General features: G+C 75.2%; 3 protein-coding genes. 1 reads left to right on the top strand and 2 read right to left on the bottom strand.

The window, feature by feature from the left end:
- A partial coding sequence (locus ACWDCZ_RS40880) for a P-type ATPase (protein WP_449818658.1) occupies positions 1-743 on the bottom strand: 743 nt, incomplete at its 3' end.
- Positions 744-852: 109 nt separating this feature from the next.
- On the opposite strand from ACWDCZ_RS40880, the gene ACWDCZ_RS40875 reads away from it, so the two are divergent.
- On the top strand, positions 853-1,248 hold the full coding sequence (locus ACWDCZ_RS40875; protein WP_375877537.1) for an ArsR/SmtB family transcription factor: 396 nt from the start codon (positions 853-855) through the stop codon (positions 1,246-1,248).
- A gap of 60 nt (positions 1,249-1,308) precedes the next feature.
- Here ACWDCZ_RS40875 and ACWDCZ_RS40870 read toward each other — a convergent pair.
- On the bottom strand, positions 1,309-1,951 hold a 643-nt coding region (locus tag ACWDCZ_RS40870; RefSeq protein ID WP_449818657.1), incomplete at its 5' end, for a LysR family transcriptional regulator substrate-binding protein.

Below are 1,951 nucleotides of genomic sequence, written 5' to 3'. Positions count from 1 at the left end.
TTGGTCTCGGAGGCCTCCTCGACCAGCTGCACGATCCGGGCGATCACCGTGTCGGAGGCGTCCCGCTCGACCCGCAGCCGCAGCGCCCCGGTGCCGTTGAGGGTGCCGGCGAACACCTCGTCACCGGGCTGCTTGGCGACCGGCAGCGGCTCGCCGGTGATGGTGGCCTGGTCGACCTCGCTCGCGCCGTCGAGCACCCGCCCGTCGGCACCGATCCGCTCGCCGGGCCGGACCAGCACGGTGTCCCCGACGGCCAGCCGCTCGGTGGGCACGGTCTCCTCGCCGCCGTCGGGCAGCAGCCGGGTCGCGGTGGCCGGGGCGAGGTCGAGCAGTCCGCGCACCGAGTCGGCGGTACGGGCGGTGGCCAGCGCCTCCAGGGCGCCGGAGGTGGCGAAGATGACGATCAGCAGCGCGCCGTCCATGACCTGCCCGACGGCGGCGGCGCCGAGCGCGGCCACGATCATCAGCAGGTCGACGTCGAGGGTCTTCTCCCGCAGCGCCTGGAGCCCGGCCCAGCCGGGTTCCCAGCCGCCGGTGGCGTAGGCGAGGGCGTACAGCGGGCCCCAGGTCCAGGCGGGGGCACCGGTCAGCTGGAGCGGCAGCGCGACCAGGAAGAGCACCGTCGCGGCGGCGGCCCAGCGGGCCTCGGGCAGCGACAGCACCCGGGTGCGCCGCCGGGGCGCGGTGTCCGGACGCGGCGCGCCCGGGGACGCGGGGCGCTCGGTCAGGGTGGTGGAGGACATGGCGGACGGGACCCTTCGGGGCAGGCCTGGGCAGGGCGGGGCCGGTGACTCACTCACGATACATGAACATATGAAGGCCCCTTCATCTATCAGTTGTAGTATTGCCCGCATGGGTCATGGAGCCACCCCCGCCACCGCCGTCCCGCACACGCGCCTGGACGCCACCAGCGCTGCCCGGGTGGCCACCACCCTGCAAGCCCTGGCCACACCCTCCCGGCTGCTGATCCTCTCCCGGCTGCGCGAGGGCCCCTGCGCCGCCACCGAGCTCGCCGCCGAGGTCGGCCTGGAGCAGTCCGCCTGCTCCCACCAGCTGCGCCTGCTGCGCAACCTCGGCCTGGTCATCGGCCGGCGCAACGGCCGCCAGGTCGTCTACGCGCTCTACGACAACCACGTCGCCGCACTGCTCGACCAGGCCGTCTACCACATCGAGCACCTGCGCCTGGGACTCAGCGACGCCGACGACCCCCAGGACCCGGACGAGCCGGTCGGCACCGCCACCCGCTGAGCACCACGGGCCCGCCCGCGTCGTCCGCTCGCAGCCGTCCCCGGCCGCCCCCAACCGTTCTCAGCCGGACGCGTCGGGAACCGGCCTCCGGGACACCTCGGGACCGATCCGCACCCGCCGGGCCAGCAGGTCCGCGAAGGCCACGGTGAGCGGGTCGGGACGGGTACGGGTGTACGCCGTGAGGGTGCGCAGGACCGGGGGGTCCGGGCGCAGCAGCGCGCCCTCGAAGTGGGCTGGCACGATGTCGGCCGGCACCAGGGCGGGCCCGAGCCCCGCCGCGGCCAACAGCGGTGCGGCAGAGGTCTGTTCGGCGCGGATCGCCGCCCTGGGATGGAAACCCGCCCGGGCGCAGACCTGGTCGAGCAGGTCGGCGAGCCCGTTGTCCGGGGCGTAGTGGACCCAGTCGCGGTCGGCGAGTTCGGCCAGGCCGACCGTACCGGCGGGACGGTCGGCCAGCGGGTCCTCGGCGGGCAGCACCACGGTGAACTCCTCGACGCCGAGTTCCCTGATCGGCCCCTCCCAGCCGGTGGGCACCGGGCCGATGGCGAGATCGGCGCGCCCCTCGGCCATGGCCTCCCGGAGCCGGTCGGCGTGGGCGTACTCGCGCAGCCGGATCCGCACGCCGGGGTGCAGGCGGCGCCAGTCCCGCAGCACGGGCGGCAGGACGCCGAGGCTCACCGAGTAGACGACGGCGACCTCCAGC

The organism is Kitasatospora sp. NPDC001225, from assembly GCF_053597855.1.
This window is presented reverse-complemented; position numbering and strand designations above follow the sequence as displayed.